We start from the raw sequence: 15879 nt of genomic DNA, 5'->3' as shown, positions 1-15879 counted from the left end.
GCCGTGGGCGGCTGTGCTCAGGCCGGGCGCAGCCGCCGGGTTTTTCGGCGCGCGAGCCAGCCGCTCATGCCCAGCCCGAGCGCGAGCAGCGCGCCGGCATCGGGCTCGGGCACCGGGGAGACGCTGTTGCTGGTTTCCGCGGAGACGATGGCTGTGAACGCCAGCGTTTCGCTGCTCGCACCGGTATTATCGATCACCAGGTCGAGCCAGCCGCTCCCGCTGTGCGTGGGCGAGCCAATGCTGCCGCTGACGCTGGTGCTGTAGCTCGGGAAGGGGAAGCTGCCGCCCATGACCGTCACGGTCAGGCCGGCGAAGGTCTTGGCGAAATTACCCGGGTAGTCGGGGCTGTCGCCCCCCAGATCCAGGGCGAAGAGGTAGGGAACCGAAAACCGGATCGAAGAATGTGCGGCCAGGCTGAGCGAGCCATAGGCATCGGCGTAGGCGGTCGCATAGTGGCCGTCGGTGCTGGAACGGCTGGCCAGCGTGATGTCATCGAAGGACGCGGCGGCACTCGACAGGGCCGTGCCTATGTGGGCATCGCGCTGCTCCATGTCGGTCAAGCCCGTGCCGGATGTCCACCAACTGTCGGCGACCGTCGCTGTGACGGAGGACGAAACCGTGTCGCCGCTCAGTACGCCGACTCCGGTGAGCGGGGTGATGGTGAACCGGCTCCAGTCGAGCGCGGCGCTGGCGGAACTGGCGGCCTCTGCCGTGGCGCCGACGGCGAAACTGGCTGCGAGCGCACAGAACAGCGTACCTGTTTTCATCGCAAGACCTCAGTAGACCTCATTGGACGACGGTGGGTGCAATTGCCGGTATATCACCTTCCTGCCCGGCAGCTTAGGCGGGCAGGAACCCCGCGTCATCAACCGTTCGGCGTATTTTTAATTAAATATTATCCAGTTGGCTTTAATCGCTGCCGTTCGGCGGCTGTTCGCTTGTTTCGCGTTTTCATCGCTACAATACCTATATGACCTATTGCATGGAAGAGTGGTGGCGCGATGGGGTTGTTTGTCCGAAAACAGGCCGGGTCCGATAACGCGCGCGCCGAGGCGGTGTCGACGGTGCGTACGGCGGGCGAGGAGTTCATGTCGACCTTGCACGCGATGGGTGTCGGGCTTGCCCATGTCTGCCATAGACTGACCCGCCTCACGCGCGAATCGGATAGGGCGGCGGATCAGGCGAACGCCATCGCGGCCGACTCGATCAGCATCAAGGCGATGGCGAGCTCGGTCGCGGAAAGCGCCGGGCTGGCCGCCGCGGCGGCGGTTCACGCGCGGGAAGAATCGGAAGCCGGTTCGAGCGAACTCGCGCGCGTGGTCGCGCGCATGGATGAGATGGTGGTCAGAGTCCGTGAGGCCGCTGCCGCGACGCATGATCTGGCGCGCGAGATCGATACGATACAAGCCGCTTCGGCCGGCATCCAGGCGATTGCGAAGCAGACCAATCTGCTCGCGCTCAATGCGGCGATCGAGGCGGCACGGGCCGGCGAGCAGGGGCGAAGTTTCACGGTCGTCGCAGACGAAGTGCGCAAGCTCGCCAATATGACCATGCAGGCTTCGATCGGGATTTCGGACCTGGTCCTGCGGATGCAGGAACGTACAGGAAGCTCGGTTGCCGTCATCAGCCAGTTGGCGACTGAGTCGGAAAGTGTCGCCGGCACCGCCCAGCGCGTCGGTGCGCAGCTGGCCACCCTGGTCCGCGATTCGGAGCAGACGGAGCAACGGTTGCAGACCATTGTTCTCGATGCACGCCAGACGGCGGACAAGGCGGATGCCATCGTCGGGGCGGCGAATGAGAGCCATGGTCGCATGGGCCGGTTCCAGCTCGAGTTGACGCAGGCGGCGAAACTGTCCGATGCTCCCGGCGAAAAGGTGTTTCAGCTGATGGTCACCAGCGGGATGGATTCCAGCCATACCCGCATCTATGCGTGCGCGCGCAAGACGGCGGATGCGATTGCCGCCGCGTTCACCTCTGCCATCGAGCGCGGCGAGATCGGTCGTGACGATTTGTTCTCCGAGCGTTACCGGCCTATTCCCGGCACACAGCCGCAAAAATACTCCAGTGCCTTCGACGCCCTGGCCGACCGGCTGTTGCCGCCCCTGCAAGAGCCGTTCTTTGCGGTCTGTCCTGATGCCGTGTATGCGATTGCCACCGATCGCCGTGGCTATGTCCCCACACACAATCAGCGCTTCTGTCAGCCGCTCAGCGGCGACCCCGCACGCGATCTTGCCGGCAATCGGACCAAGCGCATTTTCGATGACCGGACCGGCGCCCGCTGCGGTGCGCATACCGAGACGGCCCTGATTCAGACCTATATGCGCGACACCGGCGAGGTGATGCACGATCTGTCGGTGCCCATCTTTGTCTGCGGCCGGCACTGGGGCGGTTTCCGCGTCGGCTACCCGCCGGAAACGGCAGGCGATGATGCGGGTATCGTGATGGCTTGAGCGGATGCGAGCATAATACGATTTCGCTTGTTTGCGTCCCCGCGCCCTTTTCGGCAAGGGCCGGAGCGAGCGGGCGTGTGCCGGGCGCCGCTATCGCGCCGGCACGGTAGCGGAGAACCCGATACTGACTCGGGGCGGTGGTCGGCGCTATCTCGATTCATCGTGGTGTCGACCCATTCCGGCCCGGTCGATTCGGGAAGGCGGGATATTTTGGAGTCCAGGCAATCAGCAACGACGACGGTGCCGACAAAGCGGCATTCCTGGCTGGAACGACGCTTCGACCTCAGCGCGCGCGGTAGCACGGTCCGCACGGAAATCATAGCGGGTCTCACCACCTTCATGGCCTGCGCCTACCTGGTGATCGTGATTCCGGGGCTGCTGGCGGCCGGCGGCATGGACAAGGGCGCGGCGACAAGCGCCGTCATCATCGTGTTTGCGCTGGGCAGCATCCTGATGGCGTTTTACGGCAATCTGCCATTCATTGTCGGGCCCGGGGTCGGCGGCTCGGCCATCGTAGGCGTGACACTGGCCGCCAGCGAACATGTGCCCTGGCAAGTCGGGCTGGGAATCGCCTTCTGGTCCGGCGTGCTGTTCATGCTGCTGACGGCGCTCAAACTGCGTGAAGTCGTGACGCGGACCGTCCCGCTGCAGATCAAGCTGGGCCTGACGTCTTCCATCGGGCTGTTCGTCACGATGCTGGGCTTGCGCAACGCAGGTCTCGTGCTGGCCAACGCCAAGACCAATGCTCTCATGCTCGGCAATTTCACCACGCCAGGCGCCGCTGTGGCGCTCTCCGGTCTCGCCGCGGGTGTCTTTCTGCAAGCCCGCAAGATCCCGGGAGGGATCCTGTGGTCGATTCTGGTCGCGACCGCGCTCGGAATTCCCCTGGGGGTGACCCGGTTGCCGGCATCCTGGTTCTCCTGGCCGCATTCGCCGAGCGCGGTGTTCTTCGAACTCGACCCGGTCGGGGCCTTGCATGTCGGCTTCCTGCCTTATCTGTTCGTGTTCTTTGCGGCCGAATTTTTTTCGACCATGGGGACTACGCTTGCCGTGGGCGACAAGGCCGGCATGCTCGACCGCGACGGAAATATGGCGCAAATCAACACGCCTTTTGTCGTCGATTCCATCGCCGCCACGGTGGGGACGCTACTCGGCATTCCCGCGCTGACTTCGCTGATCGAGTCGGCGGCCGGCGTCGAGTCGGGCGGCCGTACCGGCTTGACGGCGCTGGCGGCCGCCACGGCCTTTCTGTTGCTGCTGCTGTTGACGCCCCTTGCACTGATGATTCCGAAGGAGGCGACGGCTCCCGCCCTGCTATTGATCGGATTGTCGATGTTCTCCGGCCTGCGTCGGGTCGATATGGACGATTTCAGTACGGCGGTGCCGGTCTTGCTGATGATGCTGCTGACGCTGGGTGCCAATAGTTTCGCCACCGGCATTGCCGGCGGGCTGTTGTGCTATGTCATCGTCAAATTGCTGGCCGGGCGCCGACGCGACATCCCCTCCGGGCTCTATATCGTTGCCGTGCCGCTCGCCTATTATTTCTGGACCGTCATTTCGCATTCCTGATGCGACCGCCCCGTTCGCCGCGCTATCGCCGTTGTCGCATGTTTTATGCTTGTGTTCTAGCATGTCGTGTATGACGTCGAGATCGGCGTCCCGTGTTTGAAGAACGAGGCCAAGGAGAGAAGGGATGCCGGTTTATCATTCGGGGCGTGGAGTGCGCCCTGTCATCGCAGGCCTTGCTGTCTTGCTGCCGGCTGTTCTGGCCGCGTGCGCGCAGCTGGCGCCGGCCGGCGGCGCGGCATGTGCCGGGCATGTCGTCGTGCCGTACGGCATGGCCGAGGTCAGTAACGCCGATTTGCTGCAGCAAGCCGTGCAAGCTCCCGGCAAGGGAGGCTTGTGCGAAGGCAAAGTCCTGCGCGTGCAGCAGCCGCTGACCGTCTACCGGGTATGGGACTCCGCCAGCCGGAGCTCGCAATACGGCCGTTGGTGGTCGTTTGCGCCGCCGGCCGGACCCGTTGCCGCTTACCGAGCCGAAAACGCGATCTGCCCGGGCTGGAGCGCGCTCAACACCGTCAAGCAGTGCCGCCTGAAGGTGGGGGCTGAAATCGTGGTCGGCCCCGGGCAGAGCGCGCAGTGCGGGGGCGCTGCGTCATACCCGGCTTCGCCTGTGAATCAGGTTTTCATCCCGAATGACACCCGCGACCCCGCCAACATCAAACTGGGGGTCGCCGACTGCCTGGACGATGTGGCGTGGCCGTGATGCCATACCGGCCCGCGCGTTGCCGTCAGCGGCGAGCGATCCAGGCAAAGCGATCGCGCCAGAGGCGAGGCGCACGCCAGGCGAGGTGGCCGAGTGCCACGACATTGGCGATCGAGGCGATGACAAATAGCAGCGCGATGGTATGGAAAACTAGCAGCAACAACGCGGCGGCCAGCGCCGATAGCACCATATAGCAGCCGTTGACGATATTGTTGGCTGCGATGGCCTGCGAACGGAATTCGGCCGGGCTCGCCGTTTGCAGCCAGGTATAGAGCGGGACGGTGAAGAAGCCGCCGAAGAAGCCGAGCAACCCGACGTCGACCAGCGCGCGCCAGGCGGCGAAGCCATGCAGGAACTGCGGCACGGTCTGCAACGCGCCATGCCAGGCTTCGAGCCGTGACAATCCCAGATCCAGACCGGCCAGGGTCATTCCGGCACCTCCGAGCAGGACCAGACCCAGTTGCAGCTCGCCGTCGGATAACTTCGCGCACAGCATGGAACCGAGCCCGATGCCAATCGAAAACAAGGCCAGCAGCAGGGTGTAGACATCCGCGTTGCCGCCGAGGTGGTCGTGGGTAAACGTCGGCAGTTGCGTGGTATAGACTGCGCCCATTAACCAGAACCATGAAATACCCATGATGGCCGAGCGCACATCCGGCATGCGCCAGGCCCGGCCGAGCAGTTCGGTCGAGTCGCGCCATATATTCGCGGACAGCCGCAAGCCCGGCGCGGTTGGCGCCACGGCCGGCATGTGCCGGCTGGAGGCGTAACCGGCGATCGCGCACAGCAGCAGCATGAGCATCGAGAGCGCAGGGCCGGACTGCACCATCAGACTGCCGCCGATCTGGCCGATCAGTATGGCGAGAAACGTGCCCATTTCGATCAGACCGTTGCCGCCGACCAATTCGTGCTCGCCCAGGTACTGCGGCAAAACCGAATACTTGATCGGGCCGAAGAAGGTGGAGTGGACGCCCATCAAGAACAGTGCGCTGAACAACAGGCCGGCACTGTTCAGATAGAAACCGGCGCCAGCGATCAGCATGATCCCGATTTCGACTTGTTTGATCAAGCGCGCAAGCCTCGCCTTGTCGAAGCGTTCGGCGACCTTGCCGGCGCTCGCCGAGAACAGGAAAAACGGCAGGATGAAAATGCCGGCGGCCAGATTGACGAGCAGGGCAGGCGACAGGCCGGCAAGATGCAGACCACGGAAGCTGACCAATACCACGATGGCCGTTTTCAGTAGATTGTCGTTGAACGCACCGAGGAACTGGGTGCCGAACAAGGGCAGAAAGCGACGTGTCGCAAAGAAGGAAAAGGCAGCGTGCACGGGAGGATTCCGACCGGATGATAGCTGGCATGCTAACGGATAAACGGGCCGGCGGCCAGACTATCCGTCGGCATGGGTTTTATCAGCTAGTTTGTATAACACAGTATATGGCCTATACTGGGGTCGTATTCGGCGGATAGGTGGTCACCCCGTGTCCCGCCGCCGCGAGAGAACTGCGATGAAGACCCAGTTACGCAAAGGCGCTCTGGAAATGTGTGTGCTGGCCCTGCTGGAAGGGGGCGACAGCTATGTTTACGCGCTGGTCGGGCGTCTGGCGCGATGCATGGATATCAGCGAAGGGACGGTTTACCCGCTGATGCGCCGACTGCAGGCCGACGCCCTGGTCGCGACCTACCTGCTGGAATCGACGTCCGGTCCGGCGCGGCGCTACTACGCCCTGACCGGGGCCGGACGTCTGGCGCTGGTGCAGATGAAACGGGAATGGATAGAGTTTGTCGATGAAATCAATCGCGCCCTGCGGCCTGACGATGCCGTAGAGCGCGAAGGGGACGCGATATGAAAAGGGATGACTTCATCCGCCAGCTTTCCACCGCGCTTGCGGCGTTGTCGGCGGCCGAGCGCGACGAAATTCTGGCCGATTACCACAGCTATTTCGACGACGGCATCGCCGCCGGGCGCAGCGAGGAAGATCTGGCCGCGGGCCTCGGCGATCCGGCACGGCTCGCGCGGGAGCTGACCGCCCAGCGCCGGATGAAGGCATGGGACACGCGCAAGACGCCCTTCAATCTGTGGCGCTTGCTGGTGGCACTGGCCGGGCTCGGCGTTCTGAATGCCGTATTGGCGGTGCCGGTGCTGATCTATCTGTCCATTCTGTCCGCGCTGACCTGCGCCGCCGGCATCGTCCTGACCTGCGGTCTGCTACTGACCGGGGGCTGGGCCAGCCACGCCGTGTTCGGCTGGCCGGCACTGGAGGGCGTGACCATCAACGATAGCGGGGAAGGCCCGTGGTTCCTGGGCGCCCAGCCTCCCGAGCTGACCATACACAGCGCGCGGGGCGACGAGGTGGTGATTCACCGTGACCCGCTGACCGGCTCGACCCGCATCGTCGCCAGCGACGCGCGCGGTTCGGTCCGGGTCGAACGTGCGAGCGATGGCACGGTCAGCCGCATGGAAATGACGGGCGACGGCAATGTGGTCACGCTCGGCGTGCTCAAGCCGTGGGCCGGGCCGGCGGCGGTGCTCAGTGTCGGTCTCGTGCTATTGCTGCTCGGCGTGCTCGGACTGGGCATAGGGGTGTGGGTGATGCGTTTGAGCTGGCGAGGTTTGATCGCGCTGGCGCGCATGCAGCTCGAGGTGATCAGGGGGGCGCAATGACGGATGATGCTGCCTGGCGCGCCTGCCTGGAACGCGCGGCCCTGGCCGCATTGCCGGCGCGCGAAAGTCATGAGCTCGATGGCTGGTTGCTGCGTTTGTCGGGCGGCGGGCCGAAGCGGGCGAATGCCGCCTATCCGATCGGTGTGCCGCAGACGCCCCTGGATGAACGTCTGCGGCTGGCCGGTGCGCTCTTTGCCGCTCAAGGCAGTGCGCTGACGGTGCGCCTGACCGGGCTCGAACACGAGGCCGGTCTCGATGCCGGGCTCGCCGCACGGGGTTTCGAGCGGCTGGACCCGAGCTGGGTGCTATGGCGCGACGTCGCCGGTGTGGCCGCACCGGCTTGCGGACTGCTCCTGCTTGAACGTGAAGACTGGCTCGCGCGCCGGGCGCTTCTTGCCGACGACACTGCCGATCGTCTTGCCATCCACGCCGCTCTGTTGCGCCGTTTGCCGGGACCTGCCGTCTGGGGGGCTCTGGTCCGGGATGGGGATATCGCGGCGCTGGGGCTGGCCGTGCCGGACGGCGAGTGGGTGGGGGTGTTCGATCTGGTGACCGCTCCTGCCGCGCGGCGGCAGGGCTGCGCCCGTGCGCTGCTCTCCGGCTTGTTGCAGGCCGGACGGGAGTTCGGCGCACGGCACGCCTACTTGCAATGCATTGCCGCCAACGCCCCGGCGATGGCGCTCTACCGCGCGCTGGGCTTCGGCGCGGCTTACCGCTATTGGTACCGGCGCGCCCCATCGCTCAACTGAGCATGCCCTGGTGCACCTGTCCCGCGCGCACGCCCCCCTTCTTCTCCTCAGAATGACCAGATATCGATGAATGTTGATTGGATATCGACAGGCGGTGTTTATCGCTAATGATATCCTCAAGGCATATTGAATATTAACCTAGATGATTAATAAGGCATCTTTGTGTATTCAAAAAATAGAATGCCGCTCTGTTCGAGTGACGCCAGGTCGCGGCAGCAGGGGGGAGGCCGCTTTCGCTGGCATTGCATTCTGCATTGAAATGAGAGAATGCGCTTCCGGTCGTATTGCATAGCGACACCGCCTTGCTGTTGAAAATCAGTTCACTTAATAAAGCTTCAATCCCGGTGTTGGTCGCGCCGAATGCTAGATGGAGAATTTTTAGCGATTTATAGATTGTTCGGTAGCGTATGGAAACAATACCAAAGGCAAGAGACCGGGTGGTTCGCGAAGGCGTTGGGACGGGGATCTACGTTTATCAGCATGAAAACATCGAAATCAGAAGGGTCTACATCGAGCAACCCGTGCTGACGCTAATCCGGCACGGGACGAAGAAATTGAGCCTTTCCGGAGGGGAATATCTGATTCGCCAGGGGGAGGCCGTCGCCGTCGCCGGACGCCAGTCCGTCGATGTGGTGAACAGGGCGGGGGCGGGGGGCAGGCACTGTTCCAGCAGCATCGCCTTCGACAGCAGCCTGATAGCGAGTCATGCGGAGACGAATGCCGGCCGGCCGGAAATCGGATCGGCTTTGCACATCCCCGCGGTTTCCCCCGCCCTGGTCCGGTCATTCGATACCGCTCTGAATGCCATCGCCGACAAGACGGTGCCCTTGCGTATCGCCCGTCACCAGGCAAGCGAGCTATTGCTCTGGCTCAGCGAGAGCGGCGCGTGTTTCAGGCCTGAAAAAGAGCCGACCCTGAATGTCAGAATACGACGGCATATCGAGAACAATGCCGCGATGGAGTGGAACGCAGCGACGATTGCCGCCGCCTTCGCGATGAGCGAGGCAACGCTGCGGCGCAAGCTGGCCAGCGAGAATACATCCGTCGTTGAAATCGTGACCGATATACGCATGTCATCGGCACTCAAATTGCTGCAGTCGACGACGCAATCTGTCAATCGCATTGCGCAGCTTGTCGGCTATGAGTCGCCCTCCCATTTCTCAATGATCTTCAAACAACGCTTCGGGTTTTCGCCAACGACCTTGCGCGACCGTGAACGCTGAATAAGGAAACGATATTTGAATATCACATGACGGATATGAACCGGCACATCAGACACCGAAAACAGAAAAGGCAGTAAAGCGGAAGACTATGACTATTACGAAAAGACTCTTGATTACCCTTTCTATCGCCCTCGGGGCGATGCTCCTGGTCGGCGGCTACGGGATCTGGGCGTTGCAGCTTGCGCAGGCACGCTTCGATTATGTGCAGACCAATACTCTGTCCAGCTTGAAGGTCATGGCCGATGCGCAGCGCGCCTTGACCAGTATCCGTGTCTCGGCCCTGAAGTACGAGGTGGCGCCGGACGAGGGGACGCGGACAGAATCGAAAGCGGCTATCGATAAAGCGGATCGCCAATTCGATGCCGTCATGGCCGACTATCTCGCCAACGATATCAGCAATGATGCCGACAAGAAGCTGCTGGAGGCGGACAAGGCGGCGATGAGCGCCTATCGCGAAGTGCGGGACAGATCGTTGCAGATGTTCCGGTCCGGCAACCGCGATGCCGCAGTCAAGCTGCTTCTGGTCGATGGCAAGGCTGCCAGCGAAGCGATCTATGTCGCACTGGAAAACCACTACGCGTTCAATACCGACCAGGCTGACGCCGTCGGACGCGAAAACCGGCAGCAATACCGGCAGGCGCTGATTCTGTCGGTTGTCATCATCGTCGCCGCGTTTGTCGCCACGGGCCTGCTGGCCGCCTACCTCTATCGCATGATCCGCGGGGGGCTGGCCGGCATTCAGGGCACGCTCGAGCAGGTCGAGCACTCGCTGGACTTTACCTTGCGCGCGCCGGTCGAACGGAACGATGAGATCGGTCGAACGGCGACGGCGTTCAACAATCTGCTCGAGCACTTGCAACAGAGCCTGAGAGTCCTGTTCGAAGGTGCCAACGAGGTTGCCGATGCTTCGCAGCAACTGTCGCAAACCGCGAGTCAGGTATCGACCGCGTCATCGGCCCAGAGTTCGGCGGCGGCCAGTATGGCCGCCACGGTCGAGCAGATGACGGTCAGCATCAATCATGTGGCCGATCAGGCCCGGCTCACGCATGGGGGGGCCGCCGAGACCGGAAAGCTGGTGGAGGAAGGCTCTGCCATCATCGGGCAGACCATCAAGGATATCCACGAGATCTCGGCTGTCGTAAAAACGTCGGCTGCCGGCATTCACGAACTGGAAGCCGAAAGCGGGCAGGTCAGCACGGTGATCAATGTGATCCGCGATATCGCGGATCAGACCAATCTGCTGGCGCTCAATGCCGCGATCGAAGCCGCGCGCGCGGGCGAGCAGGGCCGGGGTTTCGCGGTGGTGGCGGACGAGGTGCGCAAGCTGGCCGAACGCACGGCCAAATCGACGCAGGAGATATCGCGGACCATAGAGAATATGGTCGCCCGTGCGCAACAGGCGACGATGCAGATGAAGTCGGCAGAACAACTGGTGGAAACCGGCGTGGCGCGCGCCGACGATGCCGACAGTGCGATCAGGCGCATAGGCGAAAACTCGGAATCGGCTACCCGCAGCATCAGCGAAATATCGTCGGCCATTCAGCAGCAGGGCGTGGCGAGCAATACTATTGCCGCGCAGGTCGAACACACGGCGCAGATGTCGGAAGAGTCGAGCGCGGCGGCGCAACTGACCGCGGAAAGCGCCCTGCGCCTGGACCGGCTTGCGCAAAGCCAGATCGCGACCCTGTCGCACTATCGGGTCTGAACGGGGCTGCCGCAAGACGATTCAGTCGTCTTGCGGCGTGTCCTCGGCTTCGCGTGTCCGCTTTTCCGGTCGCACGCTATCGTCGTCCATCAATATCCGGTGCGCCGGACCTTCCAGATCATCGAACTGGCCCGAACGCGTCGCCCACCAGAATACCGCGCCGATGGCGAAGGTCAGGGCGATGCTGAGCGGAATCAGCAGGTAGAGGCTTTCCATCATGGTTCCCGTCGAATGAGCCTGAGGGCATTGCAGACGACCAGCAGCGAGCTGGCGGTCATGCCCAGGCTGGCCAGCCATGGCGTGACATGGCCGAGCATGGCCAGCGGCAAGGCCACCAGATTATACGCCGCCGCCCAGCACAGATTCTGGCGTATCACCCGTCGCGTCTTGCGTGCGAGCGCCCAGGCTTCGACGACGCGCGACAATCGGTCGTTGATCAGGATCATGTCGCCGCTAGAGCGTGCGGCGTCGCTGGCGCTGCCCATCGCGATCGAGACGTCGGCGCGTGCGAGGACCGGCGCATCGTTGATGCCGTCGCCCAGCATCAGGACCCTGGCGCCCGCGCCTTGCAGCGCGTCGATGTAGTCGAGCTTGTCTTCCGGCGTTGCGCCGGCGCGCCAGTCGGTGATGCCGAGCCGGCTGGCCAGCGCTTCGACGGCGCCTTGCCCGTCGCCGCTGAGAAGGTGCACCTTGAGCCCTGCGGCGCGTAGCGCCGCGATTGCCCCTGCGGCGTCATCGCGCAGGCTGTCGCCGATGGCGAACAGGGCGGCGATGCCGTTCGTGTCGCCCAGCGCCACGATGCTGTCGGCCGGACGCCATGGCGGCGGCGGGGCGGCGCTCGACAACTGTTCTACCCATTCCCTGCGGCCCAGCCGCCAGAGGCGGCCGTCGACCCGGCCTTCCACCCCGTAGCCGGGGTGGTTGAGCACCGACTGCACGGCCGGGCGCGTCGGCGTCGCCGCCGCGCGCAAGGCACGCGCGAGCGGGTGTTCGGAGCCGGTTTCCAGCGCCTGCGCCAGGGCGAGCAAGGACAGCCGCGCCCCTGGCGCAGCCGTCCAGCTGTCGAGCAAAACCATGTTGCCGTGGCTGAGCGTGCCGGTTTTGTCGAAGACCACATCGCTGACCTGGGCCAGGGTTTCCAGTGCGTGGCCGCGGGTAATCAGGACGCCGCGTTGCGCGAGATGGCCGGCGGCGGCCGTCAGTGCGGCCGGGGTGGCCAGCGATAAGGCGCACGGGCAGGACACCACCAGCACCGACACCATGATCCACAGCGCCCGCTGCGGGGAAACCGGCAACCAGAGCAGGAAGCTGGCCAGTGCGGCGAGCAGCAGGATGGCGACAAAGACAGCCGCGAAGCGGTTGGCCAGTTGGGCGAGCCGCGGCTTCTGCGCGAGCGCCTGATCGAGCAGACGCACGATGCCGGCCAATCGCGTCGCTTCACCGACGGCGTCGGTACGGACAAGCAGCGGACTGCTCAAGTTGAGGCTGCCTGCGATCACGCACGCCCCCGGCGCCTTGTCGACCGGCCGGCTTTCTCCGCTCATCAGGGCCTCGTTGCTGGCGCTGACCCCCTCCAGCACCGTACCGTCGATCGGAATGATTTCGCCCGGCCGCACGACAACGCAGTCTCCGATGCCGAGTGCGGCGAGCGGCGTTTCCTCGCTGTGCGTCGAGTCGGGCCAGCCGGGCAGCTTGTGCACGAAGGCCGGTACCAGCCTGATCAGACTCTCGCTGGCTTCGCCCGCCCGGCGCCGTGCGAGCGACTCGAGGTAGCGTCCTCCGAGCAGAAGAAACACGAACATCGATATCGAGTCGAAGTAGACGCCTTGGGCATTATGGGCGAGCAGGGCCCAGCAACTGGCGCCAAAGGACGTGCCTATGCCCAGCACCACCGGGGTGTCCATCCCGACGCGGCGCGATTTCCATTCGCGCCATGCGCCGCTATAGAACGTTTGTGCCGAGAACACCATGACCGGCAGCGTCAGCAGAAAACTGGCCCAATGCAGCATCCACAGGAAGCGCGTCTCCATGTCGTGCCCGTCCGACAGATAGATGGGCACGGCGTACATCATGACCTGCATCATCGAGAGGCCGGCGACCCAGAGGCGGTTGAGCGCCCGTTTGCGTTCGCGCTGGTCGATGTCTTCCAGGCGTTTGGCATCGTAGGGGTGGGCGCGATAACCGAGATCGGCGATGGTTCGCAGCAGATGGCCTAGACCCGTCACGGCCGGGTCCCAGCGCACGCGTGCGCGACGGCTGCTGTAATTGATGTCGACCCCAAGCACGCCGGGTTGGCGCAAAAGCTGTCGTTCGCACAGCCAGACGCAGGCGGCACAGACGATGCCTTCCAGCATCAGCGCGGCTTCGCGGCCGCCGGCGCTTTCGCTGACGAAGCTCTTTTGCAATGTGTCGTCGTCATAGAGCTGTAGCTGCTGTAAAACATCATCGGGTAAAACATCGACAGGTGCTTTGCTTGCGCGTCGATGGGCGTAATATTCACTCAGGCCGGCGTCGAAAATCGTTTGCGCCACCGCCTGACAGCCCGCGCAACAGCTCGCGTGTTCGTCATGCCCCGAGCGGACGGGAAAGTCGGCCCCGGCCGGTATCGGAAGTCCGCAGTGAAAACAGGTCTTGTCCATGACCCGACATTTTAATGGAATATAAGGCGCCGGCCAGCACGATTTTTCGCAGCCAGGCGCCAGGGGACGGGGTCGCATCTCTAAGGAGGATGAAGCGTCGATGAAAGCCGTTGTGCAAAGCAAGAGCGGCGGGGTGGATACCCTGCGCGTGGATGACATAGAAAAACCGATTCCTCATGACGGTCAGTTGCTCGTCCGTGTTTGCGCGGCCGGCATCAACCGCGCTGACATCGTGCAGCGTGAAGGGCGCTATCCGGCCCCCCCGGGTGCGTCGCCGATTCTCGGTCTGGAAGTGGCCGGCGTGATTGAAGAGGTGTGTGGACATTCGCGTTTCCGCGTCGGCGATGCCGTGCTGGGTTTGGTGCCGGGAGGCGCCTATGCCGAATATGTGGTGCTGGATTCGGCGCTGGCGATCGCCAAGCCCGAGGCGATGTCGTGGATTGTGGCCGCCAGCCTGCCCGAAGCCTGGATGACCGCGTGGTTCAATCTTGTCGAAATCGGAGCGGTGCGCGAGGGCGAGAATGTCCTGATCCACGCGGGCGCCAGTGGCGTCGGCGTGGCTGCCATCCAGCTTGCGCGTGTGCTCGGTGCGCGCGCTTTCGCGAGCGCCGGCTCGTCCGACAAGCTCGATTTCTGCCGTGAGCTGGGAGCCCTGCAGGTCTATGACCGCAACGAGCAGCCGGAGTTTTCCACGCTGATGCGGCAGTGGGGGGGAGTCGACCTGATTCTGGACCCGATCGCCGGCAAATACCTCGGCGAAAATCTCGCCAGTCTCAATGTCGACGGCCGTCTCATCTTCATCGGCATCATGGGGGGCGCGGTGGCGAGCGTGAATCTGGGACTGGTGCTGGCCAAGCGCCTGTCCCTGCGCGGCTCGACCTTGCGCAATCAGCCGCTCGAGGTCAAGACGCGGCTGGCCAGCGCACTCGAGCACAATGTGCTGCCGGCGCTGCACGACGGCATTGTCAGCGCCCCGGTCGACAGCGTGTTTCCGCTGGAACGGGTCGACGAGGCGCATGCTTATATCGAAGCCAACCGCAATTTCGGCAAGGTCGTGCTGTCAGTCGATGTCTGAGCCGCGGCGGGAGTCCGCGTCCAGCGGCGTCAGGGCTTCGATCAGGGCGATCTCTTGCGCATAGGTCAGCGTTTTCATGCGATCGAGCAGGGATGCCAGATCGATTTCCCACTTGCGGTCGAGCTCGTCGTCGATCAGGCGGGCCTCGATCGCCAGCCACAGTCCGCGGCATGAGGCCGCGCTGTCGAAATGGAGTTCGGCCAGGACGGCGGCGATCAGGTGCAGTTCGTTGTCGTCGAACAGGCGCGATAGGGTCGCTTGCTCGCGGCGTACGATTTCGGCATAGCGATCGCAGATCTCGGACAGCCGCGCATCGTCGCCAGGATGAAGGGCGCCCGTTTGCTGCCGTTCTGTCGCCGGCGGGGTCAGCGCCGAAGCGAACAGCCCATGCAGAACCGGCAATTCTTCCCGCCAGAGGTGGGAGAGGGCGTGGCGGAAGTCGGCGCTATCGTTGAATGACAAGGTCGGGAAGCGCATGGCCGGCTCGCGGTCCTGCCCCAGTACATGGCCGTCGATCAGAAGCGTGCCGTCGTCGCCGGCGGAAATGGCGCCTCGCCAGCACGCGCTCTCCGCCGTGGCATGATTTTCGGCGCGAATCTCAAGGTAGGGCGGCGCGAGTCCGGTGCCCTCGTCGTCTTCGACCAGGCGCGGCGTGATGTCGAACAGCCGGTGCTTGGCGACCTCGACCAGTTGCAGTCCGTCCTGCAGGCGAGCGAGCAAAAACGCGTCTTCCCTGTCGTAGACGGCGGTATCCCCGATCGCTTGCGCGGGCCGGATCAGCCGCGCGCCGAGCTCGTCGGCCAGCCGGTTGATATCGTCGCGCGTGCCGGAGTGGCCGGTGCGATAGCCCTGGTGTTCGTGCCATAGCGCATTCCAGTCGTACATGGTGCTTTCCCGTGGTTTGGTCCGCCTATTGTATTCACATCGTTTTGTCGGCGGCGAATCTTCTGCCGTCGCGCAAGCGAGTGGCGCCGCCGCAACAGATCGTCGCGCCGACCCGCCGCACGCGTCGCGCGCAGGCGGCCTGTCATTGATATGTAAAGGGATTCTGCCACTCTAAAGTGATAAGCGCCGCGCCCGATGCTCGTTGTTGCGAACTTGGCTAGTGAG

At 63.7% G+C, this 15879-nt stretch carries 14 protein-coding genes; 9 read left to right on the top strand and 5 right to left on the bottom strand.

Annotated features, from left to right (window positions below; genetic code table 11):
- Positions 1 to 17 precede the first annotated feature (17 nt).
- Positions 18 to 767, bottom strand: a complete 750-nt coding sequence (locus tag G520_RS0107780) for a PEP-CTERM sorting domain-containing protein (RefSeq protein WP_028535150.1) — start codon at positions 765 to 767, stop codon at positions 18 to 20.
- Positions 768 to 1001: 234 nt separating this feature from the next.
- Here G520_RS0107780 and G520_RS22080 point away from each other — a divergent pair, with 234 nt between their 5' ends.
- From G520_RS22080 to G520_RS22075, 3 genes are all read left to right on the top strand, one after another.
- Positions 1002 to 2450, top strand: a complete 1449-nt coding sequence (locus tag G520_RS22080; RefSeq protein WP_051229241.1) for a methyl-accepting chemotaxis protein — start codon at positions 1002 to 1004, stop codon at positions 2448 to 2450.
- Positions 2451 to 2690: 240 nt separating this feature from the next.
- On the top strand, positions 2691 to 4019 hold the full coding sequence (locus G520_RS0107770; RefSeq protein ID WP_028535149.1) for an NCS2 family permease: 1329 nt from the start codon (positions 2691 to 2693) through the stop codon (positions 4017 to 4019).
- Between the two features lie 124 nt (positions 4020 to 4143).
- The gene (locus G520_RS22075; RefSeq protein WP_051229239.1) at positions 4144 to 4716 is read left to right on the top strand and encodes a hypothetical protein; all 573 of its coding nucleotides are present in this window, start codon (positions 4144 to 4146) and stop codon (positions 4714 to 4716) included.
- 25 nt (positions 4717 to 4741) lie between these two features.
- Here G520_RS22075 and G520_RS0107760 read toward each other — a convergent pair whose 3' ends face one another.
- A complete protein-coding gene (locus G520_RS0107760; protein ID WP_028535148.1) occupies positions 4742 to 6043 on the bottom strand; it encodes an MFS transporter in 1302 nt (433 codons plus the stop codon).
- A gap of 178 nt (positions 6044 to 6221) precedes the next feature.
- Between G520_RS0107760 and G520_RS22070 the strand changes: the two genes are divergently transcribed.
- From G520_RS22070 to G520_RS0107735, 5 genes are all read left to right on the top strand, one after another.
- Positions 6222 to 6563, top strand: a complete 342-nt coding sequence (locus G520_RS22070; protein WP_051229238.1) for a PadR family transcriptional regulator — start codon at positions 6222 to 6224, stop codon at positions 6561 to 6563.
- Entirely contained in the window at positions 6560 to 7378 is an 819-nt protein-coding gene (locus G520_RS23925; RefSeq protein WP_051229236.1) for a DUF1700 domain-containing protein, read from the top strand. The genes G520_RS22070 and G520_RS23925 overlap by 4 nt, the downstream gene beginning before the upstream one ends.
- Positions 7375 to 8127 carry a GNAT family N-acetyltransferase gene (locus tag G520_RS22060; RefSeq protein WP_036665721.1) on the top strand — a complete coding sequence of 251 codons (753 nt, stop codon included), beginning with the start codon at positions 7375 to 7377 and terminating at the stop codon, positions 8125 to 8127. Before G520_RS23925 ends, G520_RS22060 begins: the two co-directional genes overlap by 4 nt.
- A 521-nt stretch (positions 8128 to 8648) precedes the next feature.
- Entirely contained in the window at positions 8649 to 9350 is a 702-nt protein-coding gene (locus tag G520_RS0107740; protein WP_169449822.1) for an AraC family transcriptional regulator, read from the top strand.
- A gap of 88 nt (positions 9351 to 9438) precedes the next feature.
- A complete protein-coding gene (locus tag G520_RS0107735; RefSeq protein ID WP_084637531.1) occupies positions 9439 to 11055 on the top strand; it encodes a methyl-accepting chemotaxis protein in 1617 nt (538 codons plus the stop codon).
- 21 nt (positions 11056 to 11076) lie between these two features.
- On the opposite strand, the gene ccoS is transcribed toward G520_RS0107735, so the two are convergent.
- Both ccoS and G520_RS0107725 read right to left on the bottom strand, forming a co-directional pair.
- Positions 11077 to 11271: a cbb3-type cytochrome oxidase assembly protein CcoS gene (gene ccoS / locus G520_RS0107730; RefSeq protein ID WP_028535145.1), complete on the bottom strand. Its 195-nt coding sequence runs from the start codon at positions 11269 to 11271 to the stop codon at positions 11077 to 11079.
- On the bottom strand, positions 11271 to 13694 hold the full coding sequence (locus G520_RS0107725; RefSeq protein ID WP_028535144.1) for a heavy metal translocating P-type ATPase: 2424 nt from the start codon (positions 13692 to 13694) through the stop codon (positions 11271 to 11273). Before G520_RS0107725 ends, ccoS begins: the two co-directional genes overlap by 1 nt.
- Positions 13695 to 13794: 100 nt before the next feature.
- Between G520_RS0107725 and G520_RS0107720 the strand changes: the two genes are divergently transcribed.
- The gene (locus G520_RS0107720; RefSeq protein ID WP_028535143.1) at positions 13795 to 14769 is read left to right on the top strand and encodes an NAD(P)H-quinone oxidoreductase; all 975 of its coding nucleotides are present in this window, start codon (positions 13795 to 13797) and stop codon (positions 14767 to 14769) included.
- Here G520_RS0107720 and G520_RS0107715 read toward each other — a convergent pair.
- Entirely contained in the window at positions 14755 to 15654 is a 900-nt protein-coding gene (locus G520_RS0107715; RefSeq protein ID WP_028535142.1) for a hypothetical protein, read from the bottom strand. The genes G520_RS0107720 and G520_RS0107715 overlap by 15 nt on opposite strands.
- Between the last annotated feature and the right edge of the window lie 225 nt (positions 15655 to 15879).

It is taken from the genome of Paludibacterium yongneupense DSM 18731 (assembly GCF_000422925.1).
Lineage (GTDB): Bacteria > Pseudomonadota > Gammaproteobacteria > Burkholderiales > Chromobacteriaceae > Paludibacterium > Paludibacterium yongneupense.
This window is presented reverse-complemented; position numbering and strand designations above follow the sequence as displayed.